The 16,206-nt window shown below is 36.9% G+C and carries 20 protein-coding genes, 1 tRNA gene, 1 pseudogene and 1 other annotated feature; of the genes and pseudogenes, 4 read left to right on the top strand and 18 right to left on the bottom strand.

The genetic code is table 11. The features are described 5' to 3' along the window. Positions 1 to 12: 12 nt before the first annotated feature. On the bottom strand, positions 13 to 783 hold the full coding sequence (gene sufC, locus BCR24_RS07250) for a Fe-S cluster assembly ATPase SufC (RefSeq protein WP_069639883.1): 771 nt from the start codon (positions 781 to 783) through the stop codon (positions 13 to 15). A 339-nt stretch (positions 784 to 1,122) separates the two neighbouring features. On the opposite strand from sufC, the gene hemH reads away from it, so the two are divergent. Then, a complete protein-coding gene (gene hemH, locus BCR24_RS07245; RefSeq protein WP_069639882.1) occupies positions 1,123 to 2,067 on the top strand; it encodes a ferrochelatase in 945 nt (314 codons plus the stop codon). Positions 2,068 to 2,273: 206 nt separating this feature from the next. Here hemH and BCR24_RS17350 read toward each other — a convergent pair. The 8 genes and pseudogenes from BCR24_RS17350 to BCR24_RS07210 form a co-directional block, all read right to left on the bottom strand. Further along, positions 2,274 to 2,396, bottom strand: a pseudogene (locus tag BCR24_RS17350) (DUF3788 family protein); the annotation flags it as partial. Between the two features lie 14 nt (positions 2,397 to 2,410). Next, positions 2,411 to 3,262: a MetQ/NlpA family ABC transporter substrate-binding protein gene (locus tag BCR24_RS07240; RefSeq protein WP_069639881.1), complete on the bottom strand. Its 852-nt coding sequence runs from the start codon at positions 3,260 to 3,262 to the stop codon at positions 2,411 to 2,413. 33 nt (positions 3,263 to 3,295) lie between these two features. After that, entirely contained in the window at positions 3,296 to 3,985 is a 690-nt protein-coding gene (locus BCR24_RS07235; RefSeq protein ID WP_069639880.1) for a methionine ABC transporter permease, read from the bottom strand. Continuing rightward, positions 3,975 to 5,012, bottom strand: a complete 1,038-nt coding sequence (locus BCR24_RS07230; RefSeq protein ID WP_069639879.1) for a methionine ABC transporter ATP-binding protein — start codon at positions 5,010 to 5,012, stop codon at positions 3,975 to 3,977. Before BCR24_RS07230 ends, BCR24_RS07235 begins: the two co-directional genes overlap by 11 nt. An 83-nt stretch (positions 5,013 to 5,095) precedes the next feature. After that, on the bottom strand, positions 5,096 to 5,263 hold the full coding sequence (locus BCR24_RS07225; protein WP_157804626.1) for a hypothetical protein: 168 nt from the start codon (positions 5,261 to 5,263) through the stop codon (positions 5,096 to 5,098). Between the two features lie 28 nt (positions 5,264 to 5,291). Continuing rightward, positions 5,292 to 5,536 (bottom strand) — a binding site (T-box leader). A gap of 55 nt (positions 5,537 to 5,591) precedes the next feature. Further along, complete coding sequence (locus tag BCR24_RS07220; RefSeq protein WP_069639877.1) at positions 5,592 to 5,921, bottom strand: glycine cleavage system H family protein; 330 nt, start codon at positions 5,919 to 5,921, stop codon at positions 5,592 to 5,594. Then, entirely contained in the window at positions 5,921 to 6,277 is a 357-nt protein-coding gene (locus BCR24_RS07215; protein ID WP_069640007.1) for an arsenate reductase family protein, read from the bottom strand. The genes BCR24_RS07220 and BCR24_RS07215 overlap by 1 nt, the downstream gene beginning before the upstream one ends. Before the next feature lie 18 nt (positions 6,278 to 6,295). Continuing rightward, on the bottom strand, positions 6,296 to 7,480 hold the full coding sequence (locus tag BCR24_RS07210) for an FtsW/RodA/SpoVE family cell cycle protein (protein WP_069639876.1): 1,185 nt from the start codon (positions 7,478 to 7,480) through the stop codon (positions 6,296 to 6,298). Positions 7,481 to 7,849: 369 nt separating this feature from the next. Here BCR24_RS07210 and BCR24_RS07205 point away from each other — a divergent pair, with 369 nt between their 5' ends. Further along, entirely contained in the window at positions 7,850 to 8,482 is a 633-nt protein-coding gene (locus BCR24_RS07205; RefSeq protein ID WP_069639875.1) for a putative periplasmic lipoprotein, read from the top strand. A 53-nt stretch (positions 8,483 to 8,535) separates the two neighbouring features. Next, complete coding sequence (locus BCR24_RS07200; protein WP_069639874.1) at positions 8,536 to 9,006, top strand: hypothetical protein; 471 nt, start codon at positions 8,536 to 8,538, stop codon at positions 9,004 to 9,006. Positions 9,007 to 9,109: 103 nt separating this feature from the next. Here the strand turns inward: BCR24_RS07200 and BCR24_RS07195 are convergent, their stop codons facing one another. The 3 genes from BCR24_RS07195 to BCR24_RS07185 form a co-directional block, all read right to left on the bottom strand. Beyond that, the gene (locus BCR24_RS07195) at positions 9,110 to 9,295 is read right to left on the bottom strand and encodes a hypothetical protein (protein WP_069639873.1); all 186 of its coding nucleotides are present in this window, start codon (positions 9,293 to 9,295) and stop codon (positions 9,110 to 9,112) included. A 309-nt stretch (positions 9,296 to 9,604) separates the two neighbouring features. Next, positions 9,605 to 9,889, bottom strand: coding sequence for a hypothetical protein (locus BCR24_RS07190; RefSeq protein ID WP_240604479.1), 285 nt, complete (start codon positions 9,887 to 9,889; stop codon positions 9,605 to 9,607). Positions 9,890 to 9,932: 43 nt separating this feature from the next. Then, a tRNA-Thr gene (locus BCR24_RS07185) sits at positions 9,933 to 10,005 on the bottom strand. 137 nt (positions 10,006 to 10,142) lie between these two features. Between BCR24_RS07185 and BCR24_RS07180 the strand changes: the two genes are divergently transcribed. Continuing rightward, entirely contained in the window at positions 10,143 to 10,379 is a 237-nt protein-coding gene (locus BCR24_RS07180) for a hypothetical protein (protein ID WP_010763354.1), read from the top strand. A 93-nt stretch (positions 10,380 to 10,472) separates the two neighbouring features. On the opposite strand, the gene upp is transcribed toward BCR24_RS07180, so the two are convergent. From upp to BCR24_RS07150, 6 genes are all read right to left on the bottom strand, one after another. Further along, positions 10,473 to 11,102 (bottom strand): uracil phosphoribosyltransferase, encoded by a 630-nt coding sequence (gene upp, locus BCR24_RS07175; protein WP_025868560.1) that lies wholly within the window; start codon positions 11,100 to 11,102, stop codon positions 10,473 to 10,475. A gap of 79 nt (positions 11,103 to 11,181) precedes the next feature. After that, entirely contained in the window at positions 11,182 to 12,420 is a 1,239-nt protein-coding gene (gene glyA, locus BCR24_RS07170; RefSeq protein ID WP_069639872.1) for a serine hydroxymethyltransferase, read from the bottom strand. A gap of 55 nt (positions 12,421 to 12,475) precedes the next feature. Continuing rightward, positions 12,476 to 13,513 carry an L-threonylcarbamoyladenylate synthase gene (locus tag BCR24_RS07165; protein WP_069639871.1) on the bottom strand — a complete coding sequence of 346 codons (1,038 nt, stop codon included), beginning with the start codon at positions 13,511 to 13,513 and terminating at the stop codon, positions 12,476 to 12,478. 3 nt (positions 13,514 to 13,516) lie between these two features. After that, complete coding sequence (gene prmC, locus BCR24_RS07160) at positions 13,517 to 14,368, bottom strand: peptide chain release factor N(5)-glutamine methyltransferase (protein ID WP_069639870.1); 852 nt, start codon at positions 14,366 to 14,368, stop codon at positions 13,517 to 13,519. Beyond that, positions 14,361 to 15,434, bottom strand: a complete 1,074-nt coding sequence (gene prfA, locus BCR24_RS07155) for a peptide chain release factor 1 (protein WP_069639869.1) — start codon at positions 15,432 to 15,434, stop codon at positions 14,361 to 14,363. Before prfA ends, prmC begins: the two co-directional genes overlap by 8 nt. A gap of 35 nt (positions 15,435 to 15,469) precedes the next feature. Then, the gene (locus tag BCR24_RS07150) at positions 15,470 to 16,066 is read right to left on the bottom strand and encodes a thymidine kinase (RefSeq protein ID WP_069639868.1); all 597 of its coding nucleotides are present in this window, start codon (positions 16,064 to 16,066) and stop codon (positions 15,470 to 15,472) included. Positions 16,067 to 16,206: the final 140 nt, after the last annotated feature.

Below are 16,206 nucleotides of genomic sequence, written 5' to 3'. Positions count from 1 at the left end.
ATCTTGTCCTCCTTATGCTTCTTCTTTAAATTCAATACCTAATTCTTGGCTGATTCCTGCATAGCCTTCTGCTTCTAAACGTTTGGCAAGTTCAGCACCGCCAGTTTTCACCACACGGCCTTCCATCATGATATGCACCACATCTGGTGTGATGTAGTTCAATAGACGTTGGTAGTGGGTGATGATCAAGGCGCCAAAGTTTTCCCCGCGCATTTCGTTTACGCCTTTTGAAACAACTTTTAATGCATCGATATCTAGACCAGAATCGATTTCATCTAAGATTGCAAATGTTGGTTCTAACATCAATAATTGTAGGATTTCATTTCGTTTCTTTTCCCCACCAGAGAAGCCTTCGTTCAAGTAACGTTCAGCCATTTCTTCTGGCATATTTAAAAGGTCCATTTTTTTGTCTAATTTTTTGATGAATTCCATCACTGAAATTTTATCGTCTTCATCACGTTTGGCGTTGATTGCCGCACGCATGAATTCAGCATTGGTGATTCCTGGAATTTCACTTGGGTATTGCATGGCAAGGAATAAACCTAAACGAGCACGTTCGTCCACTTCAAGATCTAAGACATTTTCGCCGTCAAACAAGATTTCACCTTCTGTGACTTCGTAATTAGGATTTCCCATGATCGCCGCAGATAAAGTTGATTTACCTGTTCCGTTTGGCCCCATGATTGCGTGGATTTCACCTGTTTTCATCGTCAGGTTAACCCCTTTTAAAATCTTTTTATCTTCGATTGATACGTGTAAATTTTTAATTTCTAAAACGGACATTTACAATTCCCTCCAACTTAAAATAATTATTTTATCGTTCTCATTCATTTTATCCTAATTGAGAATGATAAGCAATCTCTTTACTAGAATAATTCTTATTTAGTCTAGGTTTTCTTTGTGAAAAAATGGACTTAATTAGAATCTTTCTAAAATGGTTATTCTTTTCCTTTCTCATTTTTATAGTCTTTTCTCGGCTATACTTGATGAACTATTGACTACTAACAACCTAAAAAGTTTTGATTTCCCTCAACCTTTGTGAGATAATTTACAACGATTTCAGGAAATTTTTAACTAGAACAAAAATTACTTTGTTCCAGCCATTTGAAGGAAGGTTTTTCAATGTCTAAAAAAGGAATCATTATCGTTAATCTTGGTACACCAGATAAACCAGAAACCAAGGAAGTTCGAGCTTATCTTAAACGCTTTTTAGGAGATAAACGTGTTATTGACATGAACCGTTTGATCTGGCTACCGGTTTTATATGGGATCATTCTACGAACGAGACCAAAAAAATCAGCTGCTTTATACCAACAAATTTGGCAAGAAGCGGGTTCTCCTTTACTTATCTTTACTCGATCACAGACCAATCAATTGCAAGCGCGTTTTCCAGATCGTATTGTGCGGTATGCAATGTCTTACAGTAAGCCTTTGATCCCAGAAGTACTAAAAGAAATGCACGATCTTGGTGTTACTGATTTAACGATCATTCCATTATATCCACAATATTCAACCACTACCACAGCACCTATTTTTGATGAAGTTGCTAAATTTTATTTGAAAGCTCAAGCAATTCCTACTTTGCATTTTATTCAGTCTTTTTATGATGAGCCTTTATATATTGAAGCTTTAGCGAATCTAATCAAACAAGCGTTATCTAAAAAAAAGATTGATAAGATTGTTTTCTCTTATCACGGCATTCCGGTGTCTTATATTGAAAAAGGCGACCATTATTTAGAACACTGTGAACAGACAACTCAAGCTGTAATGAAACTGGTTGGCGATGTTCCTTTTATCAGTACATTTCAATCAAAATTTGGACCAGCTGAATGGCTGACACCAGCGACAGACCAAACGTTAAAAGAACTTCCTAAACAAGGTGCTAAAAATATTTTGATCCTGACTCCTGGTTTTGTTTCTGATTGTTTAGAAACAGTCGAAGAAATCGAAGAGGAAAATTATGGTTATTTTATGGCGCATGGCGGAGAGTATTTCCATTATATCCATCCATTTAATGCCGATCCAACGTTTGCAGATATTCTGGAAAAACTTGTAAAACAACGCTAAATATTACTCAAATCAAAATAATCTCTTATTGTTTGCCATGTTAAAATAAGTAGAATTGTCTTCTATTGAGAGTCAGTTCTACTTTTCTATTTATTAAACTTTATTTAACTTCAACATAAATTAATATAATTTCAAATCAGCAGATAATTAAAATACAAAAAAAGTGAGTGGGACATAACTCTTCGAGTCATATCCCGCTCACGTGGAATCCGGATAAACGGTGGGAGCAGACGCAACCCCTTCGGAAATAAGCTGAAATTCACAAAAATTTGAAGAACAATTTTCGTGAATTCCCTCTTATTTCTCGGGGTTTAACACTTCTGTCCCATCCTCTTTCAATAGTTTATTTTTCAACAGGTTTTACTGATCCATCCCATTTTTCAAGGATCCAATCTTGGATTTCTTTACTGTGTAATGCATCAACTAATTTTTTGATTTTATCACTCTCTTTATCTTCGGAACGAACAGCCACGATATTGACATATGGTGAATTATCTTTTTCCAACAATACAGAGTCTTTCAATGGATTTAAGCCTGCACTATAGGCAAAGTTAGCATTAATCGCTACAAGATCAGCTTCATCGTTATTATACGTTGTGGTTAACACCTCTGGATTAATGTTATGAATAAATTTCAAATTTTTAGGATTCTTGTCAATATCTTCAAAGGTTGCAGTTTCTAAATCAACGCCATCTTTTACAGTTACTAAATCAGCATCTTGTAAAATTGTGATAATTCGACCCCAATCAGATTCTGAATTTGATGTAATGATTGTTGCACCATCTTTCAAATCCTTGATATCTTTAATCCGTTTTGAATATAAGCCCATTGGTTCAATATGGATACCGCCAGCATTCGCAAAATCATAGTTGTTTTCTTTCACTTGTAAATTAAAGTAAGGGATATGCTGGAAATAGTTGGCATCGATATCCCCTTCCGCTAAATTTTTGTTAGGTAAGATGTAATCATCGAATTGAACGATTTCTAAATCAATACCTTCTTTTTTTAGAATTGGTTTTACTTGTTCCAAAATTTCCGCATGAGGTGATGCAGATGCGCCTACCTTTAGAACAGAAGAATCTTTGTCAGCACCTGAGACTTTGCTATCATCTGTTTTACTATTTCCACCACCACATGCAACTAATCCTAAAGTGACAACTGCTAGCGCTGCTAAACCGAATAATTTCTTTTTCATACTTACTTCCTCCAATATTTTCTATTTGATTGTTTATCGTTTGTCAGAACGTTTCACTAGTTGATCCCCAACAAATTGAATAATAAACACAATAACCAAGATTAAAACTGTAGCAACCAATGTAACTGTATTATTGTTGCGGCTAAAGCCTTCTTGGTAAGCTAAACCACCAAGACCGCCGCCGCCTATGATCCCCGCCATAGCGGTAAAACCGATCATCGTGATTGTTGTAAGCGTCACACCCGATAGTAACGCTGGGGTACTTTCAGGAATGAGCACTTTAAAGATTTTCTGAATTCTAGAAGCACCCATGGCGTCTGCTGCTTCCAACACACCACTGTCAACTTCACGAAATGCAATTTCAACTAAACGAGCATAAAAAGGGGCAGCCGATACGATCAACGAAGGAATCGCTGCTTTGGCACCAATCCCCGTACCAACCAGTTTTCTTGAAAAGTCCATCAATAAAATGATCAATACGATATAAGGAATCGAACGAAATATATTGCTGACCACTGATAAAATACTATAACAAACTTTAGCATAAGGTGATGAATTTCGACTTAAACTATAAAGCAGTAACCCTAATAAAAAACCAATAATAATAACAAAAACCATTGCAACGATTGTCATGAATAACGTATCGATCGCCGCCTGTTGCATTGATTCTGGATTCACTCGACTAAAGTCTAAATACTTCTCAACAAAGGTTTCATTTGCCATCGTGAATCACCTCCAAAACTACTTCTTTTTCTGTAAAGAAGGTCAATGTTTTTTCCACTTCATCTTTTGTGCCAGTGATCATCACAGTCAAAGAACCAAAAGCACCTTCTTTGGCTTGTTGAACCTGTCCTTGAACGACATTGATATCCACATCAAACTTACGAATTGCTTGAGAGATAACTGGCTCATTGGCATTATCCCCACTAAATTGAAGAGTTGCTACAAGACCTGCTGGATTTTCCTTGATCAATTCTTGCAATAGTTCTTCTGTATCTTCTTTCGGCTCTAACTCTTGTTGAACAAAACGCTTTGTAACCGCCTGTTTTGGCTGTCTAAAGACTTCTAAAACGTCTCCTTCTTCAACGATTTGACCAAGTTCCATTACAGCTACTTTGTTACAGATTTTACGGATCACATGCATTTCATGAGTGATCAAAACAATTGTTAGATTTAGGGTTTGATTGATTTCTAAAAGTAAATCTAACACTTCATCAGTCGTCTGCGGATCAAGTGCACTGGTCGCTTCGTCACATAACAGAATTTCTGGATTATTGGCTAATGCTCTAGCAATCCCCACACGCTGCTTTTGTCCTCCAGATAGTTGGCTAGGATAGGCATCTCCACGTCCTTTTAAGCCAACTAAATCTAAAAGTTCTTGTGCCCGTTCTTTTCTAACTTGTTTTGGCACATTGGCTAACTCTAACGGTAACATAATATTTTCTAAAATAGTTCTTGACCATAATAAATTGAAATGCTGAAAAATCATCCCAATTTTTTTACGAAACTGGCGCAGACCTTTATTCGTCAGTTGCGCAATGTTTTTTCCTTGAATAATCACTTCACCTTGAGTAGGTAATTCTAAACCGTTTAATAAACGAACTAAGGTACTCTTACCAGCTCCAGAATACCCAACGATGCCGTAGATATCACCTTGTTCGACAGATAGAGAAACATCTTTCACCGCTGTAACTTGTCCATTTTTACCGGAAAATTGTTTTTGTACTTGTTGCAATTCGATTAGAGGCATTTTTTCCCCTCCGCTTTCTTTGGTTTTACTTCATTTTTATTATACTACATGGTTTGCACTATGTTGTATGATAATCCGCAGGTTCATTCTTTTATTTTGCCAACTGCGTCGATCATTTCTTGTGCTACTCTTCTACCCTTTATTGACGTGATAACTTGATGGTGATTCACTAATACGGAAACTTCTCTCACTTCGTTCGCCAAGTACTGTTCAACATCAGTATACTTTGTAAACTGATGTTGAACATGCAAAAAGCCTCCGTCCTTCGTCACTAAACTGACAAAGGACGAAAGCCTGTCTTTCGTGTTACCACCTTGATTTACCATTATCTCACAATAATAGCCTTATACAGTACAAAATTTCAAATACTGTGGTGCTGTAACGGGCACTCCCGTAGTAAGTTCACATCCGCTCGCTTATTCCGCTCAAAGACCATCTTCCATTTCAATCATGTTGCCCATTTTCAGCGAACAGGGCTCTCTTAAAACACTTTTGATACGTACTCTTCTTTTCAAAGCTTTTACTTTATATTGATGAAATTATAGCAACATCCAAATCGCTTGTCAATCATTTTTAATCTTATTGCAACTCTGTTCCATCTACATCTGTTAAAACAGCGATCCATGCTTTGGTTTGATCTGCGTCGTCTAGGACACTTGGGTCTTGTTCAGCAGCCACATTGATTGCTGAAATCGTACCACTGATTGGTGAACTAAATTCACTGACCGCCTTTTCAGCTTCTAACTCTATTAAAGAGTCCCCTTTTACAAGGCGTTGACCAACTTTAGGCATTGTAGCAAAGGTGATCGTACCTAAATCTTCTTGCGCATCATTCGTTAAACCGATTTTATACCCTTCAGCTGTTTTTAAAACCCATAAACTATCAATAATCTTGATTTCTTCAGACATTATTTAATAGCTCCTTCATAATCAGATTCTTTAAATCCGTTTGCTAAAAATTGATAACCTTTAACAAAAATCGGACGTTTGATCAACATGCCATCAGTTGCTAATAACTCACTAGCTTCTTTGATCGAAAACTCATTGACCTTATCTTTTAAGCCTTGCTCTCTATAACGAATTCCACTTGTATTAAAGAAACGGCGAATCGGTAAATCACTTTGCTCCATCCAGCTTGCCAATTGTTTTGCAGTGGGTGGATTTTCGATCATATCGATCGTTTCATAGGGTACTTGACGCTCATCTAACCAGACCTTTGCTTTCTTACAAGTTGAACATTTTGGATACCAGAAAAATGTGTACATTTTACCGCCTTCTTTCATTTAATATTCTTCAATAGTTGCTTCTTTTTGATATTTCATCGACATGATCAGGCCTACACCTATCATATTCCCTAAAATCGAGGAGCCACCTTGGCTAATAAATGGTAATGGAATCCCTGTTAATGGTAGAAGTCCAATATTCGCTCCTATATTTTCAAATACGTGGAATAGAATCATCATGATGATCCCAGTTGCAATGTAGGCATAAAACTCATTGTTGGTCTCAAAGCAAACACGAATCATACGGTAAATCAAAATAAAGTATAACAGAATGATAAAGCAGCCGCCAATAAAACCAAAGTTTTCGCCAACCACTGTGAAAATCATATCTGATTCTCTAACAGGAACGTAAACATCACTGACATTGAATCCTTTTCCAAGCAGACCGCCGGAACCGATAGCAGTAATGGCCAATGCCGGTTGGAAGGAGCGGTCTGGATCATGATGAAACGGGTTCATCCACAAATCGATCCGGTCAAACTGATACGGTTTAAATCCCACAGAATACAAGAATTCACGACCAGTAGTAGTTGTTACCAAGTAAATAGTCCCAGCGCCTATCAAAATAGCAGCTAGAAAGGTTGGTAAAATAATCTTCCAAGAAATTCCAGACATTAAAAATACGCCGCCAAAAATAGCTAAAAAGACTAACATCGTCCCAAAATCATCTTGTAGTAAAATGAGGATGATCACCGGTAGTGTAACTAGCATCATTTTACCAATCAACCAAAAATCAGATTTTATCGTCCGATTGACGTTTTTTACATTATGCATCGTTACCACATAGGCCAACATCAAAATAAAAGCGACCTTCATCAATTCCGAAGGCTGGAAAGTTGTTCCGCCGATACTGATCCAGTTTTTAGAACCTGTTTGGGATTCTAGAAAGGGATCATAAAATTTCAAAAGCAAGCCCATCATGATCAGACCTATCACATAAAAAATCGGAGTCAATCGCCAAAGTAATTTAGAACTAAAATTCATCACAATCACAATACTAACACCGCCGACTAAATACCATAACCCTTGTTTCATCAGCATATTGCCGATCTCTGGTCGATTTGGATCGTTACTCAACGCTACATAAAGTGACAGTATCCCAATGATTGAAAGAAGGAATACTGGTAAGATCACACCATAATCAATTCTATTATCTAAATTACGCATTAGTTTATTTTTATTCATTCGTCATCCCTTTTCCTTAAATCATACGCCTTTTATTATAACTTTCTATAGGAAGAAAAGAAAGTATAGACTTGATGATTTTGGAAAAACTTTAAGGAAAAGCAATGAACCGAAACGAGTGTGACAAGCATACCTTTATTTCATTCTTTTCTCTTCTTATCGATTGATTCTTATTCTTGTGAATGTAGCTAATTTAGTTATTTCTTAAGAAAATATTAAGAAGTCGCTTTTCTATGTTACGAAAAAATGTTTTATATTGCAATTATTACATAAACGTTACAGATAGGAGTAAAACTGAAAAATTGTTTTGATTCATCGGCTATTATTCGTTTAGGCAAACAAAAATAAATTTATGAAAGGTGTAAAAAAATGAAAAAGTCCGTTGTATTACTATTAATGGTCCTATTTACAGTTGGATGTTCAAAGCAACCAACTAGTACAGCAAAAAAAGAGGCAAGTGATTCTTCAACAAGTACCGCACAAACTACCGCTTCTTCTGAAAAAATAAAAACAGAAAAGAGTAAAATTTCATCAGTAAAAACAAGTATTTCTAGTGATACCACAACTACTCAAACAACTGACATGGATGCAACTGTAAATTTACCAGAGCAAGCATCTGAAATGGAGAATAGTCCAGAAAATACGCCCTCTGCAGCTCAAACATTTGACCTTACAAGCTATCTTACTGCCAACTATCCAATAACAGGTGCTCACTACACCGTTTCAAACGATTCATTTAATAATGATACTGGCCGCTATGAATATTCGGTTACGATATTACCAGATACAATTGAGAGTGACAAAATCATTACTGGCGCGTTTCAAGTTTCTCCTGAAGGAAGTGAAACTACAGCAATTGTACTCGATGCTGCGAAAAGGTTGATGACTGATTTGCCAAAAATTGATTCTTCACTGCATATTCATCATGTATCTTTTATTTCATATGATGGCAGTTACGATCTAATGCTGATTCAAGATCGCGCTCAGGACACGCTTAAATAACGAATTCATGCATTGATTAATACTAATTAAACTGAATGGGAGAATTAGATAAAATGAAAAAAACAATTATGCTTATCACACTTTTACTAGTTACAGTTGGTTGTACTAAGCAAACGACTGATTCTACAAAAAAATCATCGGAACATTCAGCAACAAAAAATAGCTCTATTGTTTCTTCTACTATAGTTTCGACTGACAAAGTATCTGAAGTACCTGAAGCCTCAGAACAATCTAGCAAAGAATCAGAACCATCAGAAATAACAGCAACCACTCCACAAAATTTAAGAGGGTCTTGGATAGGGAACAATGGGGAACAAGATCTTGAAGTAACCATTACAGAAAATACTATTATTACCAACGGACAAACATATAAAGTAACAAGTTATACTGAAAGCAACAATACCTTTACCATATTATGGGATATAGATAGCGTAACTGTCCCTGGAAACCCTCAACCATTTATTTATACGTATGTTCCAGAGACAGATCAGATGACAAATGGTATTACTTTTCATAGAAAATAGACAAGTATTCTGTAAAAAAATAATGAAAGAAGAGAAAACATACTTAGTTTCCTTTTCTTTCATTATTTCTAATTGTTTTGGCTATCGTTACGTTGTTAAGTCATTATTTTACAATATCCAAAACTTCTTCATAAGCTTCGATTTGAGCATATAAACGTTGGATTTGCAATTCATTTTCAATATAATTGATTGAGTTACCAAGATTTGTTTGACGTTTATCTTCTAAACGTTCAACTTCTTTTTTCGCTTCATTCGCTAGTTTTGTAATTTTATCAACTTTTTCTGACATGATGCATTCCTCCTATATCCTTAGTTATAAATTAAGTGTAGGCTCTTTTTTGTAAATACACAAAAATTATGTCTTTGTATTTGGAGAAAGTCCAATCAAATAAACAACCCTATACTTTTAATTGGTAAATAGTCTTCCACTGGTTAGTAAAGAATCATACATGTAATTAGTATCTTCTTAAGTACATCTATTATTTGAATATAGCCGTTTTCTCTGACAACTGGAAGTGAGACGGTTAACGTTGGTATGACTGGACAGAGTCTCGCCTTTTAAGAAAACAGAAAAAAAGACCAACTAATTAGTGGTCTTTTATTCTGGTGTTCCTATCAAAGCAATATAGCTATCTATGTTCACGATGCGCATATGTTTTACATCAAATTGTCCTCTGCTATTATAGTTTCCTTTTACCTCAATTTCATATTGGTGCATCGGTAGCGATAGGACATACGTGGCAAACGGTCTATTTTTGATGACGCAATTAATACAGATATCGTTTTCCCAAATTAGCATGCCTGTTATAGCATATGGCTTTTCTTTAAACACCTTGATGTGGGTTAAAAGTCCTGTATGAGTTTCCATATCTTTATGATACACGAAATCGCTTCAATGTCCACTCTCATGTTCTATCAAGAAAATATGCCAGCTGTAGGAATCGAACCTACGACCTACGCGTTACGAGTGCGTTGCTCTACCGACTGAGCTAAGCTGGCAATATAGTCAAAATTATAAAACTAAACCAACCTTTTGTAAAGTCAAAGACAGTTCTTTTTTTTAATAAATTTAGTTTTCTGAAATTTCCCTTCATATGTGGTATAATAGAAGAAGTTAAGAAAGGAAGTTTTTTTGAATGTCAAATTTCGGTAACTTTAATCGTCCTGTTGAGCCTTCTGCAGAAGGGGATTTATTCACTGTTGATACCCAGGTCACTTTCTTGATGCATGGTCAACCGCAAACAGGAATTATCACGAAACAATTAAATAATTCCGCTGTGGTAGAAATTGATGAAAACTCTGATAATACTGATTTAATGGTTAAAAGTAACGGCGTCATCGTCATCAATTACAAAAAACTTAAAAAAGTATAGATCCTTCCATCCATTATTATTGGATGGATTTTTTATTTGTAAAAAATAGCTACTTGAAACATTTCAATGTTTCAAGTAGCTATTTTAGTTCAATTACTTAGTACCAAATAAACGATCACCAGCATCGCCAAGACCTGGAACAATATAGCCATCTTTATCTAAATACTCATCTAACGCTGCAGTATAAATATCGATATCTGGATGTGCTTCTTGTAAAGCTTTCACGCCTTCTGGTGCTGCAACGAGACATACAAATTTAATATTGCTGCCGCCGCGTGCTTTCAATGCATCGATTGCCATGATTGCTGAACCACCTGTAGCTAACATCGGATCAACGACAAATAATTGACGTGCATCAATATCTTCAGGCATTTTCACAAAGTATTCAACTGGCTCTAATGTATCATGATCACGGTATAAACCGATATGTCCAACTTTTGCTGCTGGAATCAATTCCAAAATACCATCTACCATTCCAATACCTGCGCGTAAAATAGGTACGATTGCGACCTTTTTACCAGATAATGTTTTTTGTGTTGTTTCACCGATCGGTGTCTCGATCACAACATCTTCTAAAGGCATATCTCTTGAAACTTCATATGCCATAAGCATTGCGATTTCATTTACGACTTCACGAAAAACCTTTGTTCCACAATCCTTATCTCTAATGATTGTTAATTTGTGTTGGATCAGTGGATGATCAATAACTTGGAATTTTCCCATGCTCATTCTCCTTCAATAATTTATTCCTTCCTATTGTAAAACAAAATCGAGCGATTGACTAGTCAATCACTCGAAACTTTTACTTATAAAGTGGATATTTTTTTGTAAGCTCACTAACAGACGCTTTAACTTCTGACAGAACCACTTCATTTTCATGATCTTTTAAGACTTTTACGATTAATTTTGCCACTTCTACACAGTCGTCTTCTTTAAAGCCTCGTGTTGTGATCGCAGGTGTACCAATGCGAATCCCACTTGTTTTAAAGGGACTAAGTTGTTCAAATGGAATGGCATTTTTATTTGCTGTAATATTGACAGTATCTAAAATGGCTTCTGCTTCTTTTCCATTCAAGCCAAAGCCACTAACATCGATCAATAATAAATGATTATCCGTTGAACCACTTACTAAACGAGCTTCTGGGGTTTGGTTGAATATTTTTGTCATCGCTTTCGCATTTTCAATAACTTGTTCACTGTATTCTTTAAACGAAATATCTAATGCTTCTTTAAAAGCAACTGCTTTGCCGGCAATCACATGCTCTAATGGTCCGCCCTGAATCCCAGGGAAAATATTGCTATTGATTTTTTTAGCTAATGCTTCATCATTTGTCAAAATAAGTCCGCCACGAGGTCCGCGTAATGTTTTATGTGTAGTTGATGTTGTGATATCAGCGTATGGTACTGGATTTGGATGTAAGTCTGCTGCTACAAGACCTGCAATATGAGCCATATCCACCATTAATTTGGCACCCACTTCATCCGCTATTTCACGGAATTTTTCAAAGTCGATCGTACGCGAATAAGCACTGGCACCTGCCACGATCAATTTTGGTTGATGTTCACGAGCTAAAATACGCACAACATTATAATCGATCACTTCTGTTGTAGGATCAACACCGTAACTTACAAAGTTATAGGTTTTTCCACTAAAGTTTACTGGTGAGCCATGAGTTAAATGTCCTCCCGCAGACAAATCCATCCCTAAAACAGTATCTCCAGGTTCGATCAATGAAAGATAAGCTGCTGTATTCGCTTGTGAACCTGAATGAGGTTGGACATTCGCAAATTTTGCACCAAATAATTCTTTGGCGCGATCAATCGCCAAATCTTCAACGATATCGATAAACTCACAACCACCATAGTAGCGTTTACCTGGATATCCTTCCGCATATTTATTTGTCAAAATACTACCTTGTGCTGCCATTACCCCTTTTGAAACAACGTTCTCTGATGCAATCAGCTCCAAGTTGTTTTCTTGACGGTCGTTCTCTTTGGCAATTGCATCCCATAAATCCGGATCAAATGTTTTATAATCCATTAAACAAGCCTCCATTTCATTTGTTTGTACCGATTGTATCATACTTAAATGCTCTCTACTCGAAAATCGAATCAATTTTTAGAATTTTTTGATTTGCTGCTTTTTTCAGCCGATTCATGTAAGCGATCCCTAAATCTACTTCTGGGAAAGCTTGGGCAAAAATCACATCGATACTTTGTTCATCTAAATTTCTGAGACCAGCAAATAATAACTTAGTGGCCTGGTCAACTGACTCTTCTCCAAAAGAAAAAACAGCCTCTACTTCATCCGAAAAAATCTCGATAACTCGATCGTCTGCAAATAAACCAATCCGTTGATTTTTACTTTTAGCTGATTCGATTGCTTTTCTAAACGTCTCCTGATCGCCATCTACAATCCAAACAGGGACATCTGGTGCATAATGTTTGTATTTCATTCCAGGCGCTTTAGGCGCTTCTTTTTCGCTGATTAAATGCTGATCGACTAATATCTGTCCAACAACTTGTTCCAAACGTTCTTTGGTGACAGCTCCTGGTCTTAAAATTACAGGGATGCCATCTTTTGCCGTTAAATCTAATACCGTTGATTCTACTCCGATTTGTGTTGGACCGTCATCTAAAATGCCAGCGATTTTGCCATGAAGATCATGATACACATGTTGCGCTGTTGTTGGGCTAGGCTTACCCGAAGTATTCGCACTGGGTCCTACTATAGGAACACCCGCTGCTTTAATCAATTCTATTGTTTTCTGATTATTTGGCATCCGAAAAGCGACAGTTTTTAAACCACCTGTTACTGTGGTAGAAAATGTTTGTGGTTTCACCTCAAATATCAACGTCAAAGGTCCTGGCCAAAAGGATTCAACTAAAGCTTTCGTATGTGCTGGAAAGTCTGTTACGTATTGTTTGACCATCTCAAAATCACTGACATGAACAATCAACGGATTATCACTAGGTCGTCCCTTGACGACATATACTTGCTTCACTGCTGCCTCATCCAAAGCATTTGCGCCAAGTCCGTAAACAGTTTCAGTGGGAAAGGCAATTAGTGCTCCTTGACGAAGTAACGCCGCAGCTTGGTCAAGATCAATTGCTGTAAATTGTTTGGTTTTCACTCTTTATCCCTCCTCTTCTTTAGATGAAATAATCACCATTCGATCGTTTCCAGATAAGTCTTGGGCGATTTGTATTTGTTTATTTGGGAAAGCTTGCTGAAAAAGCTGTTTTACGGATTCACCTTGCTGAAAACCGATTTCTAAATAGATTTTTCCATTCGGATTTAGTCGGTCTTTTGCTTCTTCAGCCAATTGCTGATAAATGGCTAAGCCATCATTTTTAGCAAATAGTGCGGTTTTCGGTTCAAAGGTTCGAACACTTTCATCCATCAAGTCCCATTCAGCGTTACTGATGTATGGAGGATTTGAAATTAGGATGTCGATTTTGGTATCGCCTATCGGTTTTAAGCCATCGCCATGAATAAAAGCAATCGGTGCATCTAAGCATTTCGCATTTTGTTCTGCAATCTTCAATGCTTCTTCTGAAATATCGATTGCCGTAACGTGCCAATTTGGTCGAGCTAATTTTAAACTGATTCCAATCACACCTGTTCCAGTACCAACATCGACAACGGTTAAGGGCTTATTTAGATTTTCTTTTAAGCAACGATCGACTAGCTCTTCTGTTTCTGGTCTGGGGATCAATGTATGCTCATTCACTAAAAAACGATGATCGTAAAAATCGCTATACCCTAATAAATAGTGCGGTGGATAGTTTTCTGTAAGTTTTTTTAGATCTTCAGCGATTTGCTGCTCATCTTCTGGCAATACCTCTTCTTTCAAATGAAGTAGCCAATCCGTTTTAGTCCAGCCTTTTCTTTCTAAAAAGACGAAAAGAATGTTATATCCTTCTATCCCTTGTTTTTCTAAAAAAGAAGAAGCCCGTTCAAGGACTTCAAAATAACGGTTACCCATTTTGCATCTCTTCTAATTTTGATGTTTGATCGTATAACACTAAAGCATCGACGATTTCATCTAATTTACCAGCTAAAATTTGATCTAGTTTTTGAATCGTTAAACCAATACGATGATCGGTCACACGGTTTTGAGGAAAGTTATACGTACGAATTCGTTCAGAACGGTCTCCTGTACCCACAGCAGATTTACGATTTGCATCGTATTCGCTTTGTGCTTCTTGTTGCATTTGGTCATAAACCCTTGCACGTAAAATTTTCATCGCTTTTTCGCGATTTTTGATTTGAGAACGTTCATCTTGCATAGCAACCGCAATCCCAGTTGGAATATGGGTCAAACGAACAGCAGATGCCGTTTTGTTGACGTGCTGACCACCAGCGCCACTTGCATGGTAGATATCTGTACGGATGTCTTTATCTGCAAGGTCCAACTCAACTTCTTCTGCTTCTGGTAAAACGACAACCGTTGCTGTTGATGTATGAATACGGCCTTGTGATTCAGTTGATGGAACACGTTGTACACGATGTGCCCCACTTTCGTATTTTAGTTTAGAAAAGACATTGTCTCCTGAAATCATCATAATGACTTCTTTGTAGCCACCAATCCCAGTGATGTTGGCTTCCATGACATCTGTCTTCCAGCCTTGTGACTCCGCATATTTTTGATACATCCCGAATAAGTCACCCGCAAATAAGGCCGCCTCATCTCCTCCAGCCGCACCACGGATTTCCATAATGATGTTTTTATCGTCATTTGGATCTGTCGGCAATAGCAAAATTTTGATTCGCTCTTCTAACACTTCTTTTTCTTTTTTTAATTCTGATAGTTCTTCCTTCGCCATGTCAGCCATTTCGGCATCTAGTTTTTCACCTAGTAATTCTTCCGTATCACTGATTCCTTCAACTACTTCTTTATATCGGCGGTAAACATCAACTGTTTCACGAGTGTTCGCCTCTTCTTTAGATAATTGCATAAAGCGTTTCGTATCACTAATCACTTCTGGGTCGCTTAATAATTCGCCCAGCTCTTCATAGCGATCTTCGATTGATTGTAACTGATCGTACATAGTTGGTTGCTCCTTTTTATTTAAGTAAGTGTCTTTTATTTGTCATTTTTTACTTGTTCACCATCGATTGGCGGATGAAAATAGTGATTTCGGCATACTGGATAATAAGCTTCATTACCACCGATCTGGACTTGAGTTCCTTCGTAAACGGGCTGGCCGTCGATATAATGAAGATTCATTGTGGCTTTTTTGTGGCAGAACCAGCAAATTGTTTTTAGTTCTTCTAATTTATCTGCGTACAACATTAAGTATTTTGAGCCTTCAAATAACTCATTACGAAAATCATTCTTCAAACCAAACGCCATGACAGGAATATTCAGTTCATCTACGACCCTAGCAAATTCGATTACGTGCTTTTTCCCTAGAAATTGGGATTCGTCCACTAAAATGCAATACGGTTTATAATCTAGTTTTTCGATTAATTCATAGACATTCGTTTCTTTAAAAATTGGGATTGCTTCTCGTCTAAGTCCGATACGACTTGAAACGACACCTACACCATCTCTAGTATCAAGTCCGCTTGTCATAATCACAACAGGTTTGTCCTGTTCTTCATAGTTATGTGCTACTTTTAAGATCTCAATGGTTTTGCCACTGTTCATTGCGCCATATTTAAAAAATAATTGTGCCATTCCTTCGTCGTCACCTCTCGTTTAGTTCCTCTCGTATTTTACTATAAAACCGAAGTTTTTTACAGTGGTAAATTTAAGGTGGATGTATTAAGGGGGTCTCTTTGATAACAACTTCTATATTTGTAGTCCCACTTGCTTTT

The organism is Enterococcus ureilyticus (assembly GCF_001730315.1).
In the GTDB taxonomy this organism is placed as follows: Bacteria; Bacillota; Bacilli; order Lactobacillales; family Enterococcaceae; genus Enterococcus_L; species Enterococcus_L ureilyticus.
The sequence above is the reverse complement of the archived record's forward strand: the minus strand, read 5'-3'. Positions and strand labels throughout refer to the sequence as shown.

What these genes read in the sequence shown, in the direction of transcription:
- BCR24_RS07180 (WP_010763354.1), top strand. Translation starts at nt 10,143, where the DNA reads ATGTCAAATTTCGGTAACTTTAATCGTCCTGTTGAGCCTTCTGCAGAA.
- BCR24_RS07235 (WP_069639880.1), bottom strand. Translation starts at nt 3,985, where the DNA reads ATGGCAAATGAAACCTTTGTTGAGAAGTATTTAGACTTTAGTCGAGTG.
- BCR24_RS07230 (WP_069639879.1), bottom strand. Translation starts at nt 5,012, where the DNA reads ATGCCTCTAATCGAATTGCAACAAGTACAAAAACAATTTTCCGGTAAA.
- BCR24_RS07215 (WP_069640007.1), bottom strand. Translation starts at nt 6,277, where the DNA reads ATGTACACATTTTTCTGGTATCCAAAATGTTCAACTTGTAAGAAAGCA.
- prfA (WP_069639869.1), bottom strand. Translation starts at nt 15,434, where the DNA reads ATGTACGATCAGTTACAATCAATCGAAGATCGCTATGAAGAGCTGGGC.
- hemH (WP_069639882.1), top strand. Translation starts at nt 1,123, where the DNA reads ATGTCTAAAAAAGGAATCATTATCGTTAATCTTGGTACACCAGATAAA.
- glyA (WP_069639872.1), bottom strand. Translation starts at nt 12,420, where the DNA reads ATGGATTATAAAACATTTGATCCGGATTTATGGGATGCAATTGCCAAA.
- BCR24_RS07205 (WP_069639875.1), top strand. Translation starts at nt 7,850, where the DNA reads ATGAAAAAGTCCGTTGTATTACTATTAATGGTCCTATTTACAGTTGGA.
- BCR24_RS07210 (WP_069639876.1), bottom strand. Translation starts at nt 7,480, where the DNA reads ATGAATAAAAATAAACTAATGCGTAATTTAGATAATAGAATTGATTAT.
- BCR24_RS07200 (WP_069639874.1), top strand. Translation starts at nt 8,536, where the DNA reads ATGAAAAAAACAATTATGCTTATCACACTTTTACTAGTTACAGTTGGT.
- BCR24_RS07150 (WP_069639868.1), bottom strand. Translation starts at nt 16,066, where the DNA reads ATGGCACAATTATTTTTTAAATATGGCGCAATGAACAGTGGCAAAACC.
- upp (WP_025868560.1), bottom strand. Translation starts at nt 11,102, where the DNA reads ATGGGAAAATTCCAAGTTATTGATCATCCACTGATCCAACACAAATTA.
- sufC (WP_069639883.1), bottom strand. Translation starts at nt 783, where the DNA reads ATGTCCGTTTTAGAAATTAAAAATTTACACGTATCAATCGAAGATAAA.
- prmC (WP_069639870.1), bottom strand. Translation starts at nt 14,368, where the DNA reads ATGGGTAACCGTTATTTTGAAGTCCTTGAACGGGCTTCTTCTTTTTTA.
- BCR24_RS07220 (WP_069639877.1), bottom strand. Translation starts at nt 5,921, where the DNA reads ATGTCTGAAGAAATCAAGATTATTGATAGTTTATGGGTTTTAAAAACA.
- BCR24_RS07195 (WP_069639873.1), bottom strand. Translation starts at nt 9,295, where the DNA reads ATGTCAGAAAAAGTTGATAAAATTACAAAACTAGCGAATGAAGCGAAA.
- BCR24_RS07240 (WP_069639881.1), bottom strand. Translation starts at nt 3,262, where the DNA reads ATGAAAAAGAAATTATTCGGTTTAGCAGCGCTAGCAGTTGTCACTTTA.